Source organism: Aliiglaciecola lipolytica E3, from assembly GCF_000314975.1.
Classification (GTDB): Bacteria; Pseudomonadota; Gammaproteobacteria; order Enterobacterales; family Alteromonadaceae; genus Aliiglaciecola; species Aliiglaciecola lipolytica.
In genome coordinates this window covers 83321-104429 of the sequence record NZ_BAEN01000015.1, presented here as the reverse complement: position 1 = coordinate 104429, position 21109 = coordinate 83321, and the positions used below count along the sequence as shown (strand labels likewise).

16 protein-coding genes are annotated in these 21109 nt (G+C 41.8%); 8 read left to right on the top strand and 8 right to left on the bottom strand.

Features of this window, described 5'->3' with window-relative positions; genetic code table 11:
* Positions 1-18: 18 nt before the first annotated feature.
* The 5 genes from GLIP_RS02750 to GLIP_RS02730 are packed head-to-tail and all read left to right on the top strand — an operon-like array spanning position 19 to position 6230.
* Positions 19-594 (top strand): DarT ssDNA thymidine ADP-ribosyltransferase family protein, encoded by a 576-nt coding sequence (locus GLIP_RS02750; RefSeq protein WP_008843035.1) that lies wholly within the window; start codon positions 19-21, stop codon positions 592-594.
* Between the two features lies 1 nt (position 595).
* Positions 596-1243 (top strand): type II toxin-antitoxin system toxin DNA ADP-ribosyl transferase DarT, encoded by a 648-nt coding sequence (gene darT, locus GLIP_RS02745; protein WP_008843034.1) that lies wholly within the window; start codon positions 596-598, stop codon positions 1241-1243.
* On the top strand, positions 1231-2307 hold the full coding sequence (gene darG / locus GLIP_RS02740) for a type II toxin-antitoxin system antitoxin DNA ADP-ribosyl glycohydrolase DarG (protein WP_322786208.1): 1077 nt from the start codon (positions 1231-1233) through the stop codon (positions 2305-2307). Before darT ends, darG begins: the two co-directional genes overlap by 13 nt.
* A gap of 36 nt (positions 2308-2343) precedes the next feature.
* The gene (locus GLIP_RS02735; RefSeq protein WP_008843032.1) at positions 2344-5484 is read left to right on the top strand and encodes a type I restriction endonuclease subunit R; all 3141 of its coding nucleotides are present in this window, start codon (positions 2344-2346) and stop codon (positions 5482-5484) included.
* Positions 5484-6230, top strand: coding sequence for a M48 family metallopeptidase (locus GLIP_RS02730; RefSeq protein ID WP_008843031.1), 747 nt, complete (start codon positions 5484-5486; stop codon positions 6228-6230). Before GLIP_RS02735 ends, GLIP_RS02730 begins: the two co-directional genes overlap by 1 nt.
* Positions 6231-7005: 775 nt before the next feature.
* Here GLIP_RS02730 and gcvP read toward each other — a convergent pair.
* From gcvP to gcvT, 3 genes are all read right to left on the bottom strand, one after another.
* Entirely contained in the window at positions 7006-9906 is a 2901-nt protein-coding gene (gene gcvP, locus GLIP_RS02720; RefSeq protein WP_008843029.1) for an aminomethyl-transferring glycine dehydrogenase, read from the bottom strand.
* 115 nt (positions 9907-10021) lie between these two features.
* The gene (gene gcvH, locus GLIP_RS02715) at positions 10022-10411 is read right to left on the bottom strand and encodes a glycine cleavage system protein GcvH (RefSeq protein ID WP_008843028.1); all 390 of its coding nucleotides are present in this window, start codon (positions 10409-10411) and stop codon (positions 10022-10024) included.
* A 69-nt stretch (positions 10412-10480) separates the two neighbouring features.
* On the bottom strand, positions 10481-11560 hold the full coding sequence (gene gcvT / locus GLIP_RS02710; RefSeq protein WP_008843027.1) for a glycine cleavage system aminomethyltransferase GcvT: 1080 nt from the start codon (positions 11558-11560) through the stop codon (positions 10481-10483).
* 154 nt (positions 11561-11714) lie between these two features.
* On the opposite strand from gcvT, the gene GLIP_RS02705 reads away from it, so the two are divergent.
* Positions 11715-12563, top strand: a complete 849-nt coding sequence (locus GLIP_RS02705; RefSeq protein ID WP_008843026.1) for a LysR family transcriptional regulator — start codon at positions 11715-11717, stop codon at positions 12561-12563.
* A gap of 209 nt (positions 12564-12772) precedes the next feature.
* Here GLIP_RS02705 and GLIP_RS02700 read toward each other — a convergent pair whose 3' ends face one another.
* The gene (locus tag GLIP_RS02700; RefSeq protein ID WP_008843025.1) at positions 12773-14053 is read right to left on the bottom strand and encodes a M24 family metallopeptidase; all 1281 of its coding nucleotides are present in this window, start codon (positions 14051-14053) and stop codon (positions 12773-12775) included.
* A gap of 198 nt (positions 14054-14251) precedes the next feature.
* Between GLIP_RS02700 and GLIP_RS02695 the strand changes: the two genes are divergently transcribed.
* Positions 14252-15457: a hypothetical protein gene (locus GLIP_RS02695; protein WP_008843024.1), complete on the top strand. Its 1206-nt coding sequence runs from the start codon at positions 14252-14254 to the stop codon at positions 15455-15457.
* 31 nt (positions 15458-15488) lie between these two features.
* On the opposite strand, the gene GLIP_RS02690 is transcribed toward GLIP_RS02695, so the two are convergent.
* From GLIP_RS02690 to GLIP_RS02675, 4 genes are read right to left on the bottom strand one after another with little or no spacing between them, the layout of a single operon-like run.
* Positions 15489-16703, bottom strand: a complete 1215-nt coding sequence (locus GLIP_RS02690) for an FAD-dependent oxidoreductase (protein ID WP_008843023.1) — start codon at positions 16701-16703, stop codon at positions 15489-15491.
* A 4-nt stretch (positions 16704-16707) separates the two neighbouring features.
* Positions 16708-17940: a 2-octaprenyl-6-methoxyphenyl hydroxylase gene (gene ubiH / locus GLIP_RS02685; RefSeq protein ID WP_008843022.1), complete on the bottom strand. Its 1233-nt coding sequence runs from the start codon at positions 17938-17940 to the stop codon at positions 16708-16710.
* A gap of 5 nt (positions 17941-17945) precedes the next feature.
* Complete coding sequence (gene pepP / locus GLIP_RS02680) at positions 17946-19265, bottom strand: Xaa-Pro aminopeptidase (RefSeq protein ID WP_226992165.1); 1320 nt, start codon at positions 19263-19265, stop codon at positions 17946-17948.
* Positions 19265-19834, bottom strand: a complete 570-nt coding sequence (locus GLIP_RS02675) for a UPF0149 family protein (RefSeq protein WP_008843020.1) — start codon at positions 19832-19834, stop codon at positions 19265-19267. Before GLIP_RS02675 ends, pepP begins: the two co-directional genes overlap by 1 nt.
* A gap of 485 nt (positions 19835-20319) precedes the next feature.
* On the opposite strand from GLIP_RS02675, the gene GLIP_RS02670 reads away from it, so the two are divergent.
* Positions 20320-21051 (top strand): hypothetical protein, encoded by a 732-nt coding sequence (locus tag GLIP_RS02670; RefSeq protein WP_008843019.1) that lies wholly within the window; start codon positions 20320-20322, stop codon positions 21049-21051.
* Positions 21052-21109: the final 58 nt, after the last annotated feature.

Genomic DNA, 21109 nt, shown 5'->3' with positions numbered 1-21109 from the left:
CAATAAAAGGAATGAACAATGATTAGAGATGGAAGATTAATTTATCACTTATCTGCTTTAGAAAATCTAGAATCGATTCTTCAGCATGGATTGCAACCAAGGTGTGAGCTAAGCAATGATGGATTTGAAGATGTTGCTGATGGTGAAATATTAGATTCTAGGGCTAACCACAGCTTAGATCTTTATGTACCGTTCCACTTTTTCGCCAAAAACCCCTTTGATTATGGCGTACAGAGATCGTACCCGAATAAAGATTTCGTCTTAATTGCTATCCGGAGAAGTACAGCAAGAGCAAATGGCTGGCAAATTGTACCTACACACCCTTTAGCTGAACAGGGTTATCAAATTTTAGACTATGATGCCGGCTTTTTAGCGATTGATTGGGAATTGATGGAAGAAAGAGATTATGATGATAGAGCGTGCAAAGTAGCCTGTATGGCGGAGTGTTTATCGCCTACAAGTGTAAACCCCAACTTGATTTTCTGTATTTATGTTAAAAATGCACGAGTGAAAGCAGTTGTAGATAGGCTGCTGAATTCACATAATGTTGAATGTCATGTAGATATTAATCCTGCAATGTTTGTTGGTGAGTAAATTGTATAACTATAGTCAAACTCTTAACCCACAAAAAGCGCTAATTTGGCGCATAGTGCATCGCAACAATATACCGTGGATCTTAGATAACGGTTTGTATTGTGGTAATAGTCAGGTGCAGTCACCTAATTGGGAAGCAATCGGTAGTTCGGAGTTAATACAAAAACGAGCAACTCATCCAGTCCCGATTTCTCCTTTTGGTTCATTAAATGACTATGTGCCTTTTTACTTTACCCCTTTCTCACCTATGTTGCTCAACATAAAGTCAGGACGAGGTGTTATTCAGAGAGCTAACGAAGACATTGTTATTTTGGTATCATCATTACATAAAGTTGAGCAACTAAACTTGGAATTTGTCTATACAGACATGCATGCATACTATCAATGGGCTAATTTCTATTCTGACTTAAGCTACTTAAGGCAGGTAGATTGGCCTATTTTACAAGCAAGGAATTTTGCTAGAGATCTGAATGATCCTGCGAAGTTCGAGCGATACCAAGCTGAGGCATTAATCAAACAGCATTGTCCAATAAATGCTTTATTAGGCATAGCTTGTTACAACGCTCAAGTTGAACAACAATTAAAACAACATATTCAACAACGCAATATGAATTTGGACGTTATTGTACGTCCGGGATGGTATTTCTAATGATCACTTATACACAAGGTAATTTACTCGAAGCTAACGCAGATGCACTAGTAAATACAGTCAATACTGTAGGGGTCATGGGAAAAGGCATTGCGTTAATGTTCAAAGAGCGCTTTCCTAAAAATATGGCAGAATATGCAAGTGCATGTAAAGCTAAACAAGTAACTACGGGCAAAATGTTTGTTACTGAAACAGGCGAATTAATGGGGCCTAGGTGGATTGTAAACTTCCCTACCAAGCAGCATTGGCGTGCAAAATCTAAAATGGAATGGGTTCAAGATGGCTTAGTTGATCTTCGCCATTTTATAGAAAACAATAATGTCAGTTCTATAGCAATTCCTCCTCTTGGCGCAGGGCAAGGTGGTCTATCTTGGCCTGAGGTGAAATTAGAAATTGAAAAAGCATTATCAGACATTAAAACCACAAATATTATTGTATTTGAACCTACAAGAAAATATCAAAATGTAGCTAAAAAATCAGGTGTAAAGAAACTAACTCCTGCAAGAGCGTTAGTTGCAGAATTGGTAAGACGCTATTGGATATTAGGCATGGAGTGTAGCCTACTAGAAATTCAAAAGTTAGCTTGGTTTTTACAGAGAACCATTGAAAATTCAGGCCTGAAAAATGAGTTGAAGCTTAACTTCGAAGCTAATTATTATGGCCCATATGCCAACAACTTAGAGCACTTGTTAAATGCTTTAGATGGTAGTTATTTGAAATCAGATAAACGTATTCCAGATTGTGATCCTTTAGATGTCATCTGGTTCAATGAAAAAGAGAGGCAAAAAGTTTCGACCTACTTAAGTACCGAGGCAAAAGAGTATTTACCAGCATTAGAAGAAGCAACTGAAGTCATTAATGGCTTTGAGTCTCCTTTTGGTCTTGAGCTTTTATCTACAGTAGATTGGCTTATTACTAAGCAACATTGTGATGCAACAGTTGAGTCTATTAGGGACGGAATAGCTAATTGGCCTGCTGGAGCAAAATGGGCACAGCGAAAATTAAATCTATTTAGTGATAGAGAAATTAAATTTGCTTTAACTAACTTGGAAAAACTAAGTTAATTAAGTTAGTTCAATAAAAAAATATAAAGGAACTATATGAGTAATGTCGGTCAATTAGAACGAAAAACACAAAACCGCATTGTTAAGTTTTTTAAAGAACAACTTGATTATGACTACCTCGGCAATTGGGAATATCGTGAAGGCAACAGCAATATTGAAAAAGGCCTGTTGACCAAATGGCTTAAAGGCCGAGGGTTTTCTGACTCGCTGATTAACCGCACATTACGCCAACTCGATACTGCCGCAGCCCTTGGTGAAGGTAAAAAACTCTTTGATGCAAATAAAGATGTTTATCGCCTACTTCGCTATGGAGTAAAAGAAAAAGAAGGGGCTGGTGAACTAAACCAAACCGTTTGGCTGATTGACTGGAAAAAACCTGATAATAATGACTTTGCCATTGCAGAAGAAGTCACTGTAAACGGCGAGCTTAAAAAGCGCCCTGATATAGTGATCTACGTTAACGGTATTGCTTTAGGTGTTATTGAACTTAAGCGCTCAACCATATCTGTCAGTGAAGGTATTCGTCAAAATCTAGATAATCAAAAGAAAGCCTTCATCCGCAATTTTTTCACTACCATGCAGTTAGTCATGGCGGGTAACGACACGCAAGGCATTCGTTACGGAACCATTGAAACATCAGAAAAATATTATTTAGAGTGGAAAGAGCCAGACCTTTCTGGAGGCTTGCCATCAGCCGATAAAAAAACAAATTCTTTATTAGATACCCATATTACTCAGCTTTGTGACAAGAAAAGGTTTTTACAGCTTATTCATGACTTTATTGTGTTTGACGCAGGTGTTAAGAAAACCTGTCGTCACAACCAGTTTTTTGGAATCCAAGCAGCCAAGAGTCATATTAAATCAAAACAAAATGGCATCATTTGGCACACCCAAGGATCGGGAAAGAGCTTAACTATGGTGTGGTTGGCAAAGTGGATTAGAGAAAATATTACCGATTCTCGTGTTTTAATTGTCACGGACAGAACTGAATTAGATGAACAAATCGAAAAGGTGTTCTCTGGTGTTGATGAAGACATATATCGAACAAAAAGTGGCGAAGACTTAGTTGCTACGTTGAATCAACCTAACCCTTGGTTGTTCTGCTCGCTAGTGCATAAATTTGGTCGAAATGGTGAAGCTCCTAGTGATGAAGAGGATGAGGAAGCTACTAAAGGTTACCTTGCTGCACTCACTCAAAATCTACCTAGCGACTTTATTGCTAAAGGTAACTTATTTGTGTTCGTGGACGAATGCCACAGAACCCAGTCGGGCAAACTCCACGAAGCAATGAACGCAATACTACCAGAAGCAATGTTCATTGGTTTTACGGGCACCCCGTTGATGAAGAGGGACAAGAAGAAGTCGTTAGAGGTATTTGGCCCCTACATTCACACCTATAAGTTTGACGAAGCTGTTAGTGACGGTGTGGTACTTGATCTTCGTTATGAAGCAAGAGATATCGATCAACATTTAACGTCAGAGAAAAAAGTAGATCAATGGTTTGAAGCTAAAACAAAGGGGCTGTCAAACCTTGCTAAGATGCAACTCAAGCAGAAATGGGGCACGATGCAAAAGGTGCTTTCCAGTAAGTCTCGCTTAGAGCAAATCGTTAGCGATATATTGATGGATATGGAGATCAAACCCGCGCTGATGTCTGGCAGAGGTAACGCCATGTTGGTATGTGCTAGCGTCCATCAAGCTTGTGTGGTTTATGAGTTATTTAATAAAACAGATCTTACAGGGAAGTGTGCAATCGTCACAAGTTATCAGCCCGCAGCAAGCACAATCAAAGGGGAAGAGACCGGTGAAGGAAAAACTGAAAAGCTCTTCAAATATACAACTTATCGAAAAATGTTAGCTGACTACTTTGAACAAAGCGAAGAGGAAGCTGCTAAGCGTGTTGAAGAATTTGAAAAGGCTGTTAAGAAACGTTTTATCGAAGAGCCGGGACAAATGCGCTTACTAATTGTTGTCGATAAACTCTTAACTGGCTTTGATGCACCTTCAGCGACTTACCTATATATCGATAAAAAGATGGCTGATCACAACCTCTTCCAAGCGATTTGTCGTGTAAACAGATTGGATGGTGAAGATAAAGACTATGGTTATATCATCGACTATAAGGACTTGTTCCGGTCACTTGATAAAGCCATAAAGGACTATACCGCAGAAGCTTTTGACGGATACGATGCAGATGACGTTGAAGGACTTTTAAAAGATCGTTTGACTGAGTCAAAAACAGATTTGGATAATTCGTTAGAAGCTGTAAGGGCCTTATGTGAATCTGTTAAAGCCCCTAGAGATACTAAAGATTTCATTCACTATTTCTGTGGTGAATCTGGTGTAGAACCTGCGGACGAAAATGAACGCACGGAAAAAGAAGCCTTGCGTTTAACGCTATATCAATCAGTCGTTAAACTTATTCGTGCATACACCAACATTGCTAATGAAATGGAACAAGCAGGCTTTACATTCGAGCAAGCAGAAAATATTAAGAAAGAAGTAGCCTACTTTGAAAAGGTGCGTGACGAAGTAAAACTTGCCAGTGGCGACTTACTCGAAATGAAGCGATTTGAACCTGCTATGCGCCATTTGTTAGATATGTACATTCGTGCAGATGACAGCGAATTACTCATGGATTTTGAAGAACTCGGCCTGATTGATCTAGTAGTGAATAACAATGGTAAAGGGCTTGAATCATTACCTGAAAGCTTGCATGACAATGAAGCGGCAATGGCAGAAGCGATTGAGAATAACGTAAGAAAAACGATTGTCGATGAGAACCCAGTAAACCCTAAGTACTACGATAGCATGGCATCCTTGCTGGATGAGATTATTAAGCAGCGAAGAGAACAAGCCATTAGCTATCAAGAGTATCTCGAACAAATTCGAGCACTTGCAAAGAAAGTGGTTAATCCTACTGAAAATAGTTCTCAGAGTTACCCTGAGTCTGTTGATACTCCTGCTAAACAAGCGATTTACGACAACTTTGGTAACGATGAAGTACTCGCAACTAAAATCGATACTGCTGTTCGTTATACTAAGAAAGCTGAATGGCTTGGTGATAGATTCAAGGAGCGTGAAATTGCCAATGCGATTAGAGCAGAATCAGGTGGATACGATGTTAACATCGATGATCTTATGGAGCTGATAAAAGCTCAAAAGGAATATCATTAGTGCGTCATACTAAAAGCAATGCTCAAAGTGTTGAAGTAGTGCGTATTGGTGAAATCGATGTGGAGCTAAATCGCAGAGCCATTAAAAATATTCACCTGAGCGTATTACCGCCCAATGGCAAAGTGCGATTGTCTATTCCGAATGATACGAGTGAACAAAAGATCAGACTGGCTATTGTTAATAAGCTGGCGTGGATCAAAAAACAGCAAGCTGACTTTGCTGGGCAAGAACGCCAATCCACACGCGAAATGGTTAATGGTGAATGCCACTATCTTTGGGGTAAAAAATATCGATTAAAGCTTATCGAAGCAACAGGTAGATACAATGTCACGGCAAAAGGAAATGGCAACTTAGAGATAGCTATAGCTGAAAATACTTCAACAGATAACAAGCTCAAATTACTCAACCGCTTTTACCGATATGAAATGAACGGTTCAATAGCCAAAATGCTTCCTAAATGGCAGAAGAAGTTAGGTGTAGCACCTGACTCATTAGGGATCAAAAAAATGAAAACCAAGTGGGGCAGTTGCAATATTCAAGCAAAACGCATTTGGTTGAACTTAGAACTCGCCAAAAAACCTATAGAGTGTATGGAGTTCATATTGGTGCATGAATTAGTACACCTTCATGAGCGCCACCACAACGAACGTTTTCGGTTATTAATGAACAAGCATTTGCCCAATTGGAAAGAACGTCGAGATTTGCTTAATAGCCTTCCTCTGGCTTATGAGGACTGGAGTTACTAACTTGAAAATATTGCACTGTACCGATTTGCATGATTCTGATGATGCTATTACGTGGATTAATGAGAATAGTGAAAGCTTTGATGTTATTTGTCTTACAAGCGATTTTTTAGATCATAGAGAAACTCAATTTCAGCAGAAGAACAAATTAGCTTTTATAAAAAATGGTTTAATGAATTCAATCAGCCTGTTTTAGTGTGTTCTGGTAATCACGATTTTTGTAATGGAACACAATCTTGGCTGGAGGGAAAAGTAGGTTTATTGGGGATGGAACAATAACGACAATCAAAGGGATCAAATTTGGTTGTATAAAATATGACAGCGACTATTTTGCGGTATTTAAAAGGTGCGATATTATTTTATATCATGTACCACCAAAAGGAACTTCGTGCTCCAAGCAAAACGGATAAGACTTTGGATGTAGCAATATTCGTCTGGCACTAAACCAAAAATTAAGATCACCAAATTACCTCCTTACTGGCCATGTTCATAGGCCACAAAAACATACAATTAGACTTAGTTCAATTGTTGTATCTAATGCAAGTGGCGTTCATAAAAGTGGTAAAGCAAGTTATGCGGTAATTGAGTTATAAATTGAAAAGCCGTCAATAATCAAAACTCAATTGGATTCACATAAAAAATCTATCGAGCTTAAAATGACTAACTTATATTTTTGGCTGGTAAAAGCAAAGGGCCTTTCGACCCTTTTTCACAAACTATATTTAAATCACAAACTTTATTTAAGCAACACAAACTTCATTCGAAACTGACAAAAAAATCAATCTTCCATATAGGTCTCGATACTCGGGCATGAGCAGATCAAGTTTCGATCTCCGTATACGTCGTCGATGCGGTTAACGCTTGGCCAGAATTTGTTTCTGGCAACTGACGGTACTGGGTAAGCAGCGGTTTGTCTGTCGTAGCTGCGGTTCCAGTCGCTGTCGCATATGTCATCTAGGGTGTGAGGGGCGTTGTGCAACGGGTTGTCGGTGGCGTCCCATTCGCCGCTTTCCACTTTTGCCATTTCTGCGCGGATGCAAATCATGGCTTCGATGAAGCGGTCAAGTTCGGCTTTAGCTTCAGATTCAGTTGGTTCGATCATCAGCGTACCAGCTACTGGGAAGCTCATTGTGGGTGCGTGGAAACCGTAGTCGTTGAGTCGTTTGGCTACGTCCATTTCACTCACACCAGAGCTTTCTTTAATAGGGCGCAAGTCGATTATACATTCGTGCGCTACGCGGTTGTTTCGACCTTTGTAGAGTACCGGATAGTGACCTTCGAGTTTTTGCGCGATGTAGTTTGCATTTAACATCGCCACTTCGGTGGCTTTTTTAAGTCCGGCGCTGCCCATCATTTTGATGTACATATAACTGATTGGCAAAATTGACGCACTGCCCCAAGGCGCAGCAGAAACCGCTCCGTTGCCAGCAGTTGTATTACCGGTATCGATTACTTGGTGATTCGGTAAAAACGGGGCTAAGTGGGCTTTTACGCCAATAGGTCCCATGCCGGGGCCGCCGCCACCGTGTGGAATACAGAAGGTTTTGTGCAAGTTCAAATGGGAGACATCACCACCAATTAAACCGGGTGAAGTGACACCCACCTGCGCATTCATGTTTGCGCCATCCATGTAAACTTGGCCGCCAAATTCATGCACTATATCGCACATTTCTTTGATCGTTTCTTCGTACACACCATGAGTTGACGGGTAAGTGATCATCGCACAAGATAGATTGTCCGCAACTTCTGCGGCTTTTTTGCGTAAATCGGCTAAATCGACATTACCGTTTTTATCACAGTTCACTACCACCACTTTTAAGCTCACCATTTGCGCTGAAGCTGGGTTAGTTCCATGTGCTGAGCTGGGTATCAAACATACATCTCTATGCCCTTCCCCACGGCTTTCGTGGTAGTTTTTAATTGCAATCAATCCCGCATATTCGCCCTGCGCGCCTGAGTTAGGTTGCATTGACATGGCATCATATCCGGTGATGTTAATTAACCACTCACTTAACTCGTCAATCATCTGTTTGTAACCCTGCGCTTGTTCGATGGGCGCAAAAGGATGCAGTTTGCCAAATTCAGGCCAAGTGACCGGGATCATTTCAGCCGTTGCATTAAGTTTCATGGTACATGAGCCAAGGCTAATCATGGAGTGATTCAAGGCTAAATCTTTGTCTTCTAAAGATTTAATATAGCGCAGCATTTCTGTTTCAGAGTGATATGAGTTAAATACTGGGTTACTCAAAATGTCATCGCTACGCAATAAAGACTCAGGTAGTGACTTGGAACCTTGAGTAGTAATTTCGGCATCCAACATTTCAATATCGAAACCATGCAAGTCGCCGCAGAACAAATCGATTAACGCTTTTAAATCGTGACGATTAGTGGTTTCGTCAATTGAAATTCCAACTTCGTTATCGGCTAAATCAGAACGAAGGTTCATACCAGCCTCAGCAGCACGAGCAATAAGCGACGCTTTGTCGTCAACTAAGACTGTGATGGTGTCAAACCAGCTACTATGCTTAAGCGCATAGCCGTGGCGCGTTAATGCGCTAGCCAATAAATCCGCTAAACGGTTAATGCGCGTTGCAATGGTTTTTAAGCCTTTTGGACCATGGTAAACCGCGTAAAAAGAAGCCATATTGGCCAACAACACTTGTGCAGTACAGATATTCGAATTGGCTTTTTCACGACGTATATGTTGTTCGCGCGTTTGCAGTGCCATACGCAATGCCGGGCGTCCGCGGGTGTCTTTAGACACGCCTATGATACGACCGGGCAGAGAGCGCTTGTAAGCATCACGGGTAGCAAAAAATGCAGCGTGAGGACCACCATAGCCCATAGGTACACCAAAACGTTGTGCTGATCCCAATACTACGTCAGCGCCCATTTCGCCGGGTGATTTTAATAAAACTAGGCTCATAATATCAGCAGCCACCGATACTATCGCTTTGTTATCGTGCAGAGCACTGATGATATCGGTAAGATCTTTAACTTCGCCCGTTGTGCCTGGGTACTGCAATAACGCGCCGAACACATCGTGAGATGCCGCTTCTGATTCTTTACCAACGATTACGTCAAAACCAAACATATCGGCGCGGGTTTTTACCACATCTAAAGTTTGCGGATGCACATCATCAGCTACAAAGAAACTGTTTGCTTTGCGGTTTTTCGAAACGCGTTTCGCCAAGCCCATGGCTTCAGCGGCGGCAGTGGCTTCATCTAACAACGAAGCGGAAGCGAGTTCTAAACCAGTCAAATCAATCGTCACTTGCTGGAAGTTTAATAGCGCTTCTAATCTACCTTGCGCAATTTCAGGCTGATAAGGTGTATAAGCCGTGTACCAACCTGGATTTTCCAATACGTTACGTAAAATAACGTTGGGGGTAATAGTATCGCTGTAACCCATTCCAATAAAACTGCGCTTAATCTGATTCTTAGCGGCGATTTGCTTAAGCTCGTGCAGTGCTTGCACTTCGGTAATACTGTCGCCAATGTTAAGGGCTTCAGGTAAACGAATCCCTGCCGGTACAGTCTGCTTCATTAAATCGTCTAATGAATCGGCACCAACAAACTCTAGCATTTCGGCCATTTCGCTTTCGCTAGGGCCGATGTGACGCCTTACAAAATCTTCTGATTGTTCAAGCTGTGCGAGTGAAAACGGGATATTAGCCATGAATGAATGCCTTTAATTTAAACAATGTGATACTGGGAATAGAAATGCGATTTGCTCGCGATTTTTAGATGAATCCTAAAAAACACCATCGCGAGCATAATATTGAGAACGAAGATTAATCTTCGTCGATACTGTTTTCGTAACCTTCAGCATCTAACAGAGACTCCACTTCAGTTGGATCTTCAGCTTCGATGCGGAATAACCAACCATCGCCAAATGCGTCGCTGTTAACCAGCTCTGGCGTGTTTTCCAAGTCTTCGTTAATCGCTACGATTGTACCAGTGATAGGTGCATAGACGTCAGATGCGGCTTTAACAGACTCAGCAACTGCAACGTCGTCGCCCGCGCCAACAGCATCACCTACTTCAGGTAATTCAACAAACACCATGTCGCCTAAAAGTTCTTGGGCGTGTTCGGTAATCCCCACAGTGAAAGTACCATCACCTTCGTTCCGGACCCATTCGTGAGTTGATGCATAACGTAATTCTGATGGAATGTTGCTCATAATCGTTCCTAATATTGGTTTTTATAATACTACTTGTCGAAATTTTAGTTCAGGTGTTGCTTTTTAATGTTACAGAACACTTTTTCCGTTTCTAACAAAGCTAGGTTTCACTATCTTTACGGTAACCCACTTTTTACGCATTTCCACTTCTGCGGTTTCGTCAGAGGTGGCTGGAATTCTTGCCATGGCGATACTGTGTCCAAGTGTAGGTGAAAATGTACCCGACGTAATAACGCCTTCACCTTCAGAGACTTTTACTTTTTGCCCTGTACGCAGGACCCCCTTATCGGTCATCACCAAGCCAACTAATTTGTGCGTGCCATGTGCTTTTTGCGTTTCTAGCGCTTTACGCCCCATGAAGTCGCGCTCAGATGGCTCCCAAGTGATAGTCCAAGCCATATTTGCTGCCAATGGAGAAATCGTTTCGTCCATATCCTGACCATATAAATTCATACCGGCTTCTAAACGCAGCGTATCACGCGCACCCAAACCACAGGGCGTTACGCCAGCGTCAATCAGGCGCTGCCAAAAATCGGCCGCCATATCGTTAGGAACCATGATTTCATACCCGGCTTCACCAGTGTAACCTGTGGTTGCAATGAATAAATCTTCGGCTTGAACACCAAAGAAAGGTTTCATGCCCGCTACCGCTTCTTTTTGCGCATCAGAAAATAATGCAGCTGCTTTTTCTTTGGCATTAGGGCCTTGCACTGCGATCATGGCAAAGTCTGGGATTTCAGTAATGCTAACCGAAAATTCTTCAGCGACGCCATTTAGCCAATTCATGTCTTTTTCACGAGTGGCTGAATTCACCACCAAACGATAATTGGTTTCATCAAAGTGATAAACAATCAAATCATCAACAACGCCACCGTCTTCATTAAGCATGCCGCTGTATAGGGCTTTACCTTTATCGCTTAATTTAGCGACGTCATTTGCCAAAAGCTTGCGTAAATAGCCTTTTGCTTCACTGCCTTTAACATCCACAATGGTCATATGTGAGACGTCAAACATGCCAGCATCTTTTCTAACCGCGTGATGTTCTTCAATTTGAGAACCGTAGTTGATTGGCATTTCCCACCCGTGGAAATCCACCATTTTCGCGCCAGCTTCGATATGCTTTGCATGTAGCACAGTTTTATTGGTCATTTACATTCACCTGATTAGTTCACCTTGGTAGAGAAGTATAGAAATCAGACGGCGTTGGGACAAATTGATAATTCAAATGCTTACATAATTTTTTTAAATGTATTAAATTACTTAAATTAGTAATATTAATGAATTTTTAGCAACCAAATCGAATATGAGACAGCTTTCTTTAGACAATTTACGCACTTTTGTTAGCGTGGTCGAACTAGGCGGGTTTGCCAAAGCCGGTGATATGTTAGGCCGTTCGCAACCTGCCATAAGCTTACAAATCAAAAAGTTAGAAGAACAGCTAGGTCGCCGATTGTTTGAGAAAATAGGTCAGCGTCAGGTTGTGAATCAAGATGGACAGGCACTGTTGCAACACGCCAAAGCCATGCTAGATATTAATGACGATATCTTTCGTCAATTTGAGCAGTCTTCATTGCGTGGTCGCCTGCGGCTAGGCATACCCAGTGAATTTGCCACAACCTTGCTGCCGAGTATCGTAGGCGAGTTCAGTAAACAGTATCCTGACGTGGCGCTGGAAGTCACTTCCGCATTAAGCCGCAGTTTGTTGGATGACAAAAAACGACGGGATTTTGATTTAGTCCTCGCTTTGGTGCATCCCGATCAGCAAACGCAGGGGGAAGTGGTTCTAGAGGATGAATTGATATGGGTTGGAGATGCTAACAAGGCGATTGCTACCAATAAGGTAGCCTTAGTACTCGCACCAGATGGCTGTGTTTATCGTTCGCGAGTGATTGAAAAACTCAAACAACAAACCACCAGCTGGCGCATTACCTATACCAATGCGGATTTGTATGGTCTTATTGCCGCGATTCAACAAGGGTTGGGCATTACAGCATTAGCACGTTCTAGTTTGCCCAATGCGTTACAAGAGATACGGCATAAGTCGCTGCCACATCTTGGTAAAATAAAAATTTGTTTGTTCAACCAAGACACCCAGCATCCGCAAATCAGTCGTGCATTAGCAGATTTTATTATGGCGCGATTGAAGTCGTAATCAACACCATAGGCAGGGATTTATCCCGGTGGGTGACAATCAACGTTTCAGGTGTAGACCGGGATTTATACCGGTGGATGGCAATCAACGTTTCAGGTGTAGGCCGGGATTTATCCCGGTGAATGGCAATCAACGTTTCAGGTGTAGGCCGGGATTTATCCCGGTGCATGCTAATCAATCTTCAGGGGCTGAATCCCCTGCTACAGGTGTTATAGAGATAAAGGCACGAGTCGCCCTAGGGGTTCGTCTAAAGACTCCGGTGGTTCGGTAAACCAATGGGCTTTTTTGTCGCCCATGTATAAACAATCTTCTAATCGCACGCCGAATTCACCTGGAATGTAAATGCCTGGTTCATTTGATAAACACATTCCTTTATTAAGCAAGGTGGTTTCGCCTTTCACAAAGTTTACACTTTCGTGGCCTTCCATGCCGATACCGTGTCCTGTGCGATGCGATAATCCAGGAAGTTGATATAAAGGTCCGTAGCCTTGTTTTTCGTAAAAAGTCCGTACCGCATCATCAACCTTGCCTGCAGGTACACCCACTTTAGCGGTTTCAAATGCGATGCGTTGTCCTTCTCGCACGGTATTCCAAACGGCACGTTGCTTTTTAGTCGCCTCCCCATAAACCAGTGTGCGACTGATATCCGATTGATAACCATGCACACTGCAACCACTATCTAGTAACACCACTGAACCTGGCTTAATCACTTGCGGTTGCTTAGTTCCATGAGGATAAGCGCTTGCATCATTAAACAGCGCTAGGCACCAAGCATTGCGCCCACCTAATTGGGATTGGGCGTTGTTCATTAATTGTTTAACGTCTTGCTGGCTCATGCCCAACTTCAACTTGGAAAACACATATTGGTAGGCTGCTAAAGTCACCTCATTTGCTTTATGGATAAGGGTTAATTCTTGTGGAGATTTATACATCCGACAACCTAAAATAACAGGTTCAGCATTGGTATGTGTCATGTTAGGTAATAACGACATAATGCCATCTACAATGAAATACCTAACACTTGTTTCAAATCCAATCTGACCTTTTTGAATCCCTCTATCTCGCAAGATTTGTTTGACCAATTCGAATGGACTTTCATGCTCTTGCCAAACCCGAACATCATCGCCAAGCTTCAATGATTCTCGAATGCTCGGCTCTTCAAAAAAAGGACACACAACAGCAATATCACCGCTACGAGGGATAACTACCCCGGTTAATCGTTCGCTTCGCCACCACTGAATTCCGGTGAAATAGTCCATCGACGCGCCCGCATCCAGAACAATCGCATCAATGTCGTGCTCTTCCATATATCGCTGCGCATTTTCGATACGACGTTTTCTTTCTATGACAGAAATCGGTTCGACGTCCATATTAACCGTTGGCATAGTCGTAGATATTGAAGATTTCGCTTCGCTACCGACCGAAGAACCTGTGAATGCAAATGATGCCATTCCGAAAGTTGATAATTTTAGAAACGTTCTTTTTTGCATGGTTATCTCAACCCGTTAAGTGTTTTGTCTATGCTAAGTATTTTCAATAAGCAAAACAACTTGCGTATACCGAGTCGACCGGACCATTGTGCCCAATGCACAAAAAAGCGGCTTAGCGATGTACAAATCAGGTTTTTAGCGGCAAAATCAATCAGGCAAAACTAAAATTATCGCAATGCAGTCAAATGGACTTATTTTATGAACAATAAAACTACGCATAACACCTACTTAAATTACCTTCGAAACCTGCTGACAATTTTTTTGTTAAGCAGCTTGGTGAGTTTAGCCAACGCTCAACAGATGGGTGGAAAAAATCAAAAGTCAGACTTTACCGAACAATCTGCGGCTAGCGCAGGTGTGTTTGTTGACGCCCTAAATGCCAAAGATCTTGATACTTTAGGGAAGCTTACCGACACAGAAAAATTAGGGCGAATTGTAGCCACTGCTCTATTTTCGAAACAAAAAGATATCAACGATTTCATCCTTGGGTTTTCATCTCCTTCAACTCAAAAAGTATTAATCAACAATCTGTTTGGACAATTTTTTATTGAAGAAGCCAATACCCTATTTGTTCGCATGATTGACGAACAAGGCGTGCTTCGACCCTTAGTGCGCATTGACTATGCAACCGGTGGGCATGAATATTTGATTTTATATTTAAACGAAGCGCAAAAAGTGTATGACTTTCATCTGGCCAGTAAAGGTGGATTATTTAGTACTTCGTTAACGCAAGCCACGAGTTTAATGGTCTCTACTGACGACTCTTTCTTCGGCAAGATGTTCGGCAATGCAAAAATCAATCAAGACGTGATGAATAAATTTCAACAAATAGGTCGCCTACGTCAAGCGGGCCAGTTTGAACAAGCCTATCGCCTATTACAGAACATGCCAGAGGAAATGAAAAAGCAACGCGTAATCATTGATACCGGCATTATGCTGGCGCAAAACATCAACGATGACGAATATCTGACTCAACTTGGTTTACTGGATAAACATTTTGGGGATTCTCCTTCTACCCAATTTATGCTCATCGATTATTACGTGATGACTAACAACAATACGAAAACGCTACAGGCTATGGCAAATGTAATCGAGCGTTTTGGCATGGATGGTGCGCTTGGAGAGCTAAGTGCTAACTTACATTATAATCTGGGACAAATGAATGAAGCGCTTAAATACGCCTATTTAGGGGTAAACGCAGAACCTAGTTTTGAGCCACCGTATTGGACACTGTTAACGATTTATAACGAACAACAAAACTATCAAGGTGTAGCAGATACGTTAAACCTGATCAGTGATCGTTTGTATTATGAATTCACTCCCGAAAGTCTTGGGAGCGAGCCGTCTTTCGCCGGATTTTTAGCTTCTGATGAATTTAAAACTTGGTATCAAAACCAAGGATAATAAACGAAATAAGTTGATTAATTTGCTGACCTTAAACTGGCACTTTTTTTGCCAGTTTAGGGAGATTACCGTCAATCCCTACAGCATGTTTGATAATATCGTTTTTCAGCGGCGACAATTGATTTGTCGCCGTTAATCCAACATCTCTGATCAGCTTTTTAAGAGGATTCGCACCACTAAAAAGTCGTTTAAAACCTTCCATCACAGCAATCATTTGCAACGCTTCAGATTTACGCCAACGCTCAAAAGCACGCAAATTTTTTGTCAGTCCAATATCTTTATTTTGTTCATTCAGTTCAACCAGCACTTGTGCTAATGCCGTAGCATCGGCGATGCCTAAATTAGCCCCTTGACCAGCTAAAGGATGAATGGTGTGTGCAGCATCGCCAATCAGTACAATTCGATCAGTAACCCATTGTCGGCAATAGCGCATTTTTAACGGGTAGCTTGCCCGCATGCTCTTGAGTTTAACTTGACCTAACCGCATATCGCTTGCGGCACTCAGAGCGTTATTAAACGCCTTATCGTCCAATTTGAGCAGGGATTCTGCTGCTTCACTTTGCTGTGACCAGACAATCGAGCACAGATTTTTTTCATACAGTGGCAAGAAAGCCAAAGGACCGTCAGGGGTAAACACTTGGCGCGCAACACTTTTGTGTTCCAATTCAGATTCGATGGTGGCAACAATAGCGATATGATCATAATCCCAAAAGGTCAGCGGTAATTTCGCTACTTTGCGTACGAGCGAGTTTGCGCCATCTGCCCCTACAACCAGTTTGCTACTAAGGTGATGACCATTTTCTAGACTAATAAAGCTTTCCGATTGACCCATTGCGATATTGGCTATTTTCGCACTATCCATTAAATCAACATTCGATACTGTATTGAGTTGTTGTAATAGCCCTAGTCGAATAGCTTGATTTTCTATAATCGAACCTAGATGTGAACGGTGGATATCGGTTGCTGAAAACGCAATTTTTGCAAAACTGTCTTGTTCCCAAACATGCATATGCTGATACGCTTGCAAACGTTGATTTTCAATATGCTGCCATGCACCTAAATTAGTAAAAACGGCTTGGCTTGCCAAGTTAATGGCGCTGACCCGTAACTCAGGCTCCGCGCTTAAGGGCTTGTTTGCAGGCTCCGAATCGATGACTACAACCTTCAAGTCGCTATTTTGTAGTGCCAATGCCGCGGTTAAACCAATAATACCGGCACCAACAATAGCTACATCGTAGTTTTGCATTTAGTTATCCTATTGTTCCGTGATAGCCCATAGCATGGTGAGCCAAAATATTTTTTAATCTAGGATGACCATCCAAAAGCGTCAGTGCTATGTTTCGACCGGCTACCAATGGCTGATAATCGTTTGAAAAAGTATGCACTAAAAAATCCGTTGCTGTAATTAACCTGTTTTGATCCAAAACACGACTCGCCTGATACCGACTCAAACATTGATACTGACCGATATCTATCTGCCCTTCGGATAAGATAGCACGTACCAGCTCATTGACATCGCGCAAACCTAAATTCAACCCTTGCCCTGCAATCGGGTGCAATGTTTGGCACGCATTGCCGAGTAACGCGGTTCGATGATGTATATGTTGTAAAGCTTTGCTTTGAATCAAAGGAAAAGCACTACGCTTGCCAATCGCTTTTATTTTCCCTAAACGATAGCCAAATTCATCTTGTAAACGGGCGATAAATTGCTGATCGGTTAACCCTAAAACCAAGTCACATTCTGAACGAGATAATGTCCACACCAAAGAACTGCGATAATTGTCAGTTTGTTGATTATCAGCTTTCAAAGGCAACAATGCCAATGGCCCTTGTGAGGTAAAACGTTCATAAGCAGTGTTTTTGTGGTCATCAAAGAGTGCCACATTTGCCACTATGGCCGACTGTTGATAGTTTTTGAGTTGCACCTTTATGCCTAGCAATTCTCGGGTTTGAGAACTTCCACCTTCGGCAATAGCCAGTAAAGATGCAGTAAGTACTTGCTTATCATTGAGCGTGATATCCACTTGATCGGCAGTTCTGTGGATTTGCTGAATAGACGCTTGGTAGAAAAACGTTAATTGCTCAGAGTACTGTTCGATTTCAGTTTGCAGTAAGTTTACCAGCGCAGGTAATTCTATCACCTGACCCAGCGCATCAAGTTGATAGTCTTGAGCATGTAGCGTACAGCGTCCAAAATGCCCCTGATCAGATACATGGATGTGGGTGATAGCACAACCTAAATCCGTTAAGCCAGACAAGCCCAATTCAGTCAAAATCTGCGTTGATTGAGCAGACAGGGCCACACTACGTAAATCCAGAAATGACGAACTATCCTTTATTGAAGAATCCGTTGATGGCGCTTCACCAGCTTCTACTACAGCAACCTTAAGCTGGCTTCGTTTGATTATTGCCAGCGCCAACGTTAAGCCAACCGCCCCGCCACCAGCAATGACTAAATCAAAGGATTTCTCGACCGCCGTCATTCTCTCTACCCAGCCATCAAATGTTCTATCTGCTCAACGGTTTTCGGGACATCATCGGTTAACACGTCGTGACCCTGTTCGGTGATAACTATATTATCTTCGATACGGATACCAATCCCTCGCCATTTAGGATCAACATCGGCCGTTTCAGCCACATACAATCCAGGCTCAACGGTTAGCACCATTCCAGGTTCAAATGGACGATCTTGGCCTGCGACTTTGTATTTGCCCACATCATGCACATCTAGTCCCAGCCAATGCCCAAGTCCGTGCATAAAAAATTGACGATAGTGTTGTTGCTCAATGTTTTCGCGCAAGTCACCGGTTAATAACCCCAAATCAATTAATCCTGCGGTCAGCACTTCAATTGCTTTATCAGAAGCGGCTTTAAACGTGCTGCCTGGTTTAAACAAAGGCAAACAAGCTAGTTGTGCGTCTAAAACCAATTGGTAAAGTATTTTTTGTGGTGTCGTAAAGCGTCCGTTTACTGGAAACGTTCGCGTGATATCAGCAGCATAACCTTGCAATTCTGCGCCGGCATCGATCAACACTAGGGTGTTGTCTTGTAGCTCACAATTGTTTTCAGTGTAATGCAAAATACACGCATTTTCGCCACCACCAACAATGGTCGAATAAGCAGGTGATTTGGCACCGTGCATTGCGAAATGGTAATGAATAGTTGCTTCTAAATGGTATTCGTTTTTGCCCGCCTGACTGCACTTCATAGCTTCAACGTGGGCCTTACTTGAAATGGCCGCGGCCTTGCGCATTATCTCGATTTCAAAGTCAGATTTAAATAAGCGCATTTCATGCACCAAAGGACGAAGATCAATTTCACATGCGGGCGCTATCTTCGTTTGTTTTGGCGCACTGCGTAAATTGCTCATGACCTCATCAATTAATACATCACTCGGGCCATGGTGACCGCGGGCAAAATAAAGATTGTCGTGGCCATCGAGATAACTCGTTAGCCCTACCTCAAGATCATCAATCACATGGGCAATATCAACGGCATAATCTGCCATTGCCGCTTCCGGACCAATACGCCGACCTTGCCATATTTCTGCTAATTCATCTTTGGGCAAACAAAATAATGCACTAAAATCATCATTCAGGTGTTCACTGTTACTAATGACTAAATAGGCATCGGGCTCAGGAAATGCACATAAATAATGAAAATCGCTATCTTGTCGAAAGGTAAACTCTGTATCGTTGCTACGTGTGACCAAGTTTGCTGCGGGAATTATGGCAATACTATTGGGCAACATTTGTGAGCGCAGTTTGTCTCTGCGAGCGCTGCACTGTTGAATCATATTAGTACTCATTAATGGACCGTCTTCGGTTCTGTTTGTGCCTGATCAGCAGAATGCCCCAATTCATTAAAACACAACATACACGACACACGTACATATTCTACAACTTCAAACAAGGCTCTTTCCGCCTCTTCATTTTCGGGCATGGTTTCGTCCATTCGAGAAATTTCGTAAAAATCTTCGAGCGCTTCTTTTACGTCGTCCGAACAAGCGGTTAAATCGGCTTGGTGGAATCCAAAACCCAACATAAATCCCTGAACCCAGTTAATAAGTGCCTTACCTCTTTCATTGATAGGTGCGGAATCATCAGGCATGCAAAGATTCAACGTAAAATCAGCTTCCAACAACTGTTGACAGGTATTGTTATACAACACAGTTAATTGCTCTTGAACCTTCTGCGGCAAAGAATCCCCCTGATTGATTGAGTCGTTTAGTGGCGTCGACCAATCCTGGCTTTCTAACGGCATTCCACCTGACAACATGCCACAGAAAATACCATGCACTTCCGAGGCATCGGTTAAAATATTGTGTTGTTCAAGTAATGTAGACAACTCTTCATAGTTTAAAAGCGATTGATTCAAATCAGATTCCTTTACTGGAAATAAGGCAATATTAATTATCTAGATCGTAACACTACCAAAGTGCCCTGCCTAGAGGGGTATCAATGGCGCAAATTAGCCTCTGTTAAGTGAGAATTTATTGACGATTTATAAGGTAATTGTTTCGTTCAATAACCTTTTTAGACATAAAAAACGCAATCAAAAACCTATCATATTGAATTAAAAGTATTTTTACGAATACTCAACACCCATATAATTTTATACAGAAATCAAACAAACCTAAAAATCTACTGATTGGAATTAGACTTTAGTCCAACTTAACTCGTCGTCATACCCCTTTTAGCGCAAATGCATTTCAACATGTCTTTTCTCACCCTACTCTGTCAACTGTTAATAATAAGTTAACAAATATTTTCCCATTTGCATGGCAGATGTTACCAAATTGCATTGATTTTTATATCTGCGGGAAATAGCCAAATTACATCACTAAAAGTATGGATAAAAAAATGGATAAACCAATTAAAATGGCACTATTAGTCTTGGCAATCAGCAGTATGAATGCCCCAGCAGCAATCATAAGTAACGGTGATTTCAGCTCCTGTAACTACAACGGATGGCAAAAGGATACCGACGGATTTGGTGATGTTTCCCTAGGCAATGATTTTGCAATTAAAAATGATGCAGGAAATTGCGCTGCCGTAATCAATGTAGATCATTTTGACGTACCAGGTGACTCAGGAAGTTTTGCAATTGACGAAGCATTTTTTGCCAATACGTTATATCAAGAACTAGATTTGAGTGCAGATCTTGGCAGCACCTTATGGTTAGATATTCAATTTTCTGTCGATAGCGAAGTGACTTCGGCAAATGCTAATTTTGTAGCTGATTACTTCTTAATTGGTTTAAACGATGGATTAGGTAACTATTACGATCATACAGGGGCGCTCGGTTTCTTGATTGGTCCCTCAGAAATTAATGGTGCTGCCAGTCAGTCTGTTAGCTTCGAATTAGACAGTTCATTTGCCAATCAAAATGGCTGGTTTTTAGACTTCCAGTTGAATGTAGGTATCGATGATTTTGCGTTAGCTGACGCATATGGCTCTAGTTTTATTATTGATAATATTAGCCTAAAAGACGTTAACCCAAATGTTGATGTAAATGAACCTAGCGGATTATGGCTTTGTTCATTAGCGCTTTTAGGACTCAGACGACGCCGTACAAAACCCTCTAACAATTAATTTTTAACTTTTGCAGATGTGTGGCGATTTGTTCAGCTGTTCCAAAAGTAGTGGATTA